General features: G+C 68.1%; 4 protein-coding genes. All 4 read left to right on the forward strand.

The window, feature by feature from the left end:
- Positions 1-920: 2-oxo acid dehydrogenase subunit E2 (locus DMC18_RS13465; protein ID WP_110133006.1), on the forward strand; the 920-nt coding region annotated here is incomplete at its 5' end.
- 123 nt (positions 921-1,043) lie between these two features.
- Positions 1,044-1,520 carry a glutathione peroxidase gene (locus DMC18_RS13470; protein ID WP_110122075.1) on the forward strand — a complete coding sequence of 159 codons (477 nt, stop codon included), beginning with the start codon at positions 1,044-1,046 and terminating at the stop codon, positions 1,518-1,520.
- A gap of 81 nt (positions 1,521-1,601) precedes the next feature.
- Positions 1,602-3,002, forward strand: a complete 1,401-nt coding sequence (lpdA, locus tag DMC18_RS13475) for a dihydrolipoyl dehydrogenase (protein ID WP_110122074.1) — start codon at positions 1,602-1,604, stop codon at positions 3,000-3,002.
- A gap of 156 nt (positions 3,003-3,158) precedes the next feature.
- On the forward strand, positions 3,159-4,559 hold the full coding sequence (locus tag DMC18_RS13480; protein WP_370444059.1) for an OprO/OprP family phosphate-selective porin: 1,401 nt from the start codon (positions 3,159-3,161) through the stop codon (positions 4,557-4,559).
- Positions 4,560-4,702: the final 143 nt, after the last annotated feature.

Below are 4,702 nucleotides of genomic sequence, written 5' to 3' on the forward strand. Positions count from 1 at the left end.
CGGTCGCCGCCGACGGCTCGCGCGTCTTCGCTTCGCCGCTGGCCCGTCGTCTGGCCGCCGCCGCCAGCCTCGACCTGAAGTCCATCAAGGGCTCGGGTCCGCACGGCCGCGTGGTCAAGTCGGACGTCGAAGCCGCCAAGAGCGGCGGCGCCCCGGCCGCCAAGGCCGCGCCGGCTCCGGCCGCCGAACCGCGCAAGGTGCAGTCGCTGGAGCAGATGGGCATCCCCGCCGGCTCCTACGACCTCGTGCCGCTGGACGGCATGCGCAAGACCATCGCGCGCCGCCTGACGGAAAGCTTCCGCGACGTGCCGCACTTCCCGCTGACGATCGACATCGAGCTGGACGGCCTGCTGGCCGCCCGCGCGAAGATCAACAGCCTGCTTGAAGGCCAAGGCGTGAAGGTGTCGGTCAACGACATCGTCATCAAGGCCGCCGCCGTGGCGCTGAAGCGCGTGCCGGAGGCCAACGCCTCCTACACGCCCGAAGGCATCGCCATGCACAAGCACGCCGACATCGCCGTGGCCGTGGCCATCGACGGCGGCCTGATCACCCCGATCATCCGCGCCGCCGAGACCAAGGGCCTGGCCCAGATCTCGGCCGAGATGAAGGACCTGGCCGCCCGCGCCAAGGCCAAGAAGCTGAAGCCCGAGGAATTCCAGGGCGGCACCTTCTCGGTCTCCAACCTCGGCATGTTCGGCATCAAGGCCTTCTCGTCGATCATCAACGAGCCGCAAGGCGCGATCATGAGCGTCGGGGCCGGCGAGCAACGCCCGGTGGTCAAGAACGGCCAGCTGGCCGTGGCCACGGTCATGACCGTGACCCTGACCTGCGATCACCGCGTGGTCGACGGCGCGGTCGGCGCCAGGTTCCTGGCGGCCTTCAAGCCGCTGATCGAGGAGCCGCTGACCCTGATCGTCTAAGGACGGCCTTTGCCTTGAAATCCTCGCCCCTCGACCAAACGCGGGGCGGGGATTTCGAAAGCGGCCGGGCAGGGTCCCATCCTGGATTTTTCAGGACGGGGACGGCCCCGGGGAGAACACGCGATGTCGGTCTACGAATTTTCGGCCAAGACGCTCGAAGGCAAGGACGTCAGCCTGGCTGACTATCGCGGCCAGGTGCTGCTGATCGTCAACACCGCCAGCAAGTGCGGCCTGACCCCGCAGTACGAAGGCCTGGAAGCGCTCTACAAGGCGCAAAAAGATCGCGGCCTGACCATCCTGGGCTTTCCCTGCAACCAGTTCGGAAGCCAGGAGCCGGGTACGGCCGAAGAGATCGGCAGCTTCTGCTCGCTGACCTACGACGTGACCTTCCCGATGATGGCCAAGATCGACGTCAACGGCCCCTCGGCCCACCCGCTCTACGCCTATCTGAAGAAGCAGCAGAAGGGCGTGCTGGGCACCGAAGGCATCAAGTGGAACTTCACCAAGTTCCTGATCGATCGCGACGGAAACGTCGTCGAGCGTTTCGCCCCGACCACCAAGCCTGAAGAGCTCCAGGCGGCCGTCGAGGCGCTGTTATAGATTTCCCAGGCCGGCCCCGCGGGGCCGGTCGTTCGACGCCGCCGCTCCCCCGTGCGACGTCCAAGCTAGGGTAAGACTACCATGTCCACGGAATTCGATGTCGTCGTCATCGGCGCCGGTCCGGGCGGCTACGTCGCCGCCATCCGCGCCAGCCAGCTGGGCCTGAAGACGGCGATCGTCGAGCGCGAGAACCTGGGCGGCATCTGCCTGAACTGGGGCTGCATCCCCACCAAGGCGCTGCTGAAGTCCGGCGAGATCTTCGAACAGCTGTCGCACCTGGACGCCTACGGCTTGGCCGTGGAAAAGCCCTCGTTCGACTTCAACAAGATCATCGAGCGCTCGCGCGGCGTGGCCAAGACCATGTCGGGCGGCATCGCCTTCCTGATGAAGAAGCACAAGATCGAGGTCATCGAGGGCGAGGCCAAGCTCGAGAAGGGCAGCCCCGCTCCGAAGGTCGTGATCGCGCTGAAGGCCGGCGGCAGCCGCACGGTCCAGGCCAAGAACGTCATCCTGGCCAGCGGCGCCCGCGCTCGCAACATTCCGGCCATCGGCGCCGTTTCCGACGGCGACAAGGTCTGGACCTACCGTGACGCCCTGGCGCCGAAGTCCATGCCCAAGTCGCTGGTCGTGATCGGCTCGGGCGCCATCGGCATCGAGTTCGCCAGCTTCTACCGCGCCCTCGGCGCCGAAGTGACCGTCGTCGAGGCCGTCGATCGCATCATGCCGGTCGAGGACGCCGAGGTCTCCAAGGCCGCCCAGAAGGCCTTCGAGAAGCGCGGCATCAAGTTCCGCATCGGCGCCAAGGTCACCAAGATCGACAAGACCGCCACCGGCGTGTCGGTCTCGGTCGAGGTCGGCGGCAAGGCCGAGCAACTGACCGCCGAGAAGTGCATCGTCGCCATCGGCATCGTTCCGAACACCGAAGGCACCGAAGCCGTCGGCCTGACGCTCGACCGCGGCCACGTGGTCACCGGCAAGCACGGCGAGACCAACGTGCCCGGCCTCTACGCCATCGGCGACGTCGCCGGCGCGCCCTGGCTCGCCCACAAGGCCAGCCACGAGGGCATCCACGCCGCCGAGTACATCGCCGGCTACAAGACGCCCAACGTCCACTCGCCGATCCCGGGCTGTACCTACGCCAACCCGCAGGTCGCCTCGGTGGGCTACACCGAAGCCGGCGCCAAGGCCGCGGGCCTCGAGGTCAAGGCCGGCCGCTTCCCGTTCAAGGTCAACGGCAAGGCCGTGGCCGCGGGCGAGACCGAAGGCTTCGTGAAGACCGTGTTCGACGCCAAGACCGGCGCCCTGATCGGCGCCCACATGATCGGCCACGAAGTGACCGAGATGATCCAGGGCTTCGTCACGGCCATCACGCTGGAAGCCACCGAAGAAGACCTGCACGGCATCGTCTACGCTCACCCGACCATGTCGGAAGCCATGCACGAAGCCTCGCTCGACGCCTACGGCCGCGTCCTGCACATCTGATCCGGCGAGGGTTTTGGAGTTCGTCCGAACGCGGATGAACTCCAGCCCTGGGGGCTGTTCCAGACACACTTTGTCACGGGACAGCAAAGGCCCGGTCGCTATGAAGACCCGCCCGACAGGCCGTCGGGCGGGTCTTCTGCATTCCGGGTGACGATCTTGCGCGCCTCCATCCAGCTCCCGCTGGCGACCCTCGTCGCCGGCCTGTGCCTCGCCACGTCTCAAGCCCAGGCCCAGGACGGGTCGCTGAGCGCCGGCGAGGCGGCCGCCCTGAGGGCCGAGATCGCCACCCTTAAGGCCCAGCTCCAACGGATGGAGCAGCGGCTCGACGGCGCGACCGGCGCGCCGCAGCGTACGGCTTCGCCGACAGCGCCTGCGGCGACGGTCGCGGCCGCCAAGCCCGCGCCGACCACCGAGATCGCCTGGAAGGGCTCGCCGCAGTTCACCGCCAGCGGCGGCCGCAGCTTCAAGGCCAAGGGCCGCATCCAGACCGACGTCGGCTATGTCGGCCGGCCCGACGGCTCGACCGATCGCGGCCTCGGCTACGCCGCCGAGATGCGCCGCATCCGCCTGGGCGGGGAGGGCGGCCTGGGCGCCGGCATCGGCTACAAGCTGGAACTGGAGCTCTCCGACAACGGCGTCGACCTGGTCGACACCTTCGTCGCCTACAAGACCGGCGGCTGGCAGTTCGCCCTGGGCAACCAGAACCAGTTCCAGTCGCTCGACGAACTGACCGGCGACACCTCCGGCTCGGTCATGGAGCGCGCGGCCTTCACCGACGCCTTCAATTTCGAGCGCCGCCTGGGCGTAGCGGCCCAGTACGAGAAGGCCGCCTGGCTGCTGCAGGCCGGACTGTTCGCCGACGACATCACCGCCCTCTCCAACGACAGCGACGGCGCCAGCGGCGGTGACGAGAACAACAGCTACGGCCTCGACGGCCGCGCGGTCTATGCGCCCAAGCTCGGCAAGACCCAGCTGCACCTGGGCGGCTCGGCCCACTGGCGCGACCTCAAGCGGGTCGGCGACGCCGGCACGCGCTATCGCCAGCGCCCGTACGTCCACACCAGCAACACGCGCCTGATCGGAACCTCGACCCTGGCCGTCAGGAACGAGGCCCACTACGGCCTGGAAGCCGCCTTCGTTCACGGCCGCCTGCACGGCGCGGCCGAGACCCACTGGCTGGAGAGTGACCTGGCGTCAGGCCCCGACGCGCGCTTCTTCGGCGGTTATGCCGAACTCGGCTGGTTCCTGACCGACGACACCCGCGGCTACAAGTCCGGCATCTTCGACCGCGCCAAGCCCAGGAAGCCCTTGGGCGGCGGCGGGATCGGCGCGGTGCAGGTCAACGCCCGCTATGACCATCTCGACCTCAACGACGGCCCGATCGTCGGCGGCCGCCAGGACGCGCTGATCACCGCCATCATCTGGCAGCCGGTCGAGTACCTGCGCTTCAACCTCAACCACGCCTACCTGGCCTACCAGGACGCCACGCCCCTGGCCGACGGCGACCGCGACTATGGGGTGCACGTCACCGGCGCGCGGATGGAGCTGGATTTCTAGAGAAGCGAACCTCCCCCTGAAGGGGGGAGGCGGCCCGAAGGGCCGGAGGGGGAAGTTTTTGCTGAATTCAACAAAGCCGCCGGCGGGAGCAATCACATCCCCCTCCGTCGGCTTCGCCGACACCTCCCCCTTCAGGGGGAGGG

The sequence above is a fragment of the Caulobacter sp. D5 genome, from assembly GCF_003185805.1.
Lineage (GTDB): Bacteria > Pseudomonadota > Alphaproteobacteria > Caulobacterales > Caulobacteraceae > Caulobacter.

Excerpts from the sequence above, each read along its gene's own strand:
- lpdA (WP_110122074.1), top strand. The coding sequence starts at position 1,602 with ATGTCCACGGAATTCGATGTCGTCGTCATCGGCGCCGGTCCGGGCGGC.
- DMC18_RS13470 (WP_110122075.1), top strand. The coding sequence starts at position 1,044 with ATGTCGGTCTACGAATTTTCGGCCAAGACGCTCGAAGGCAAGGACGTC.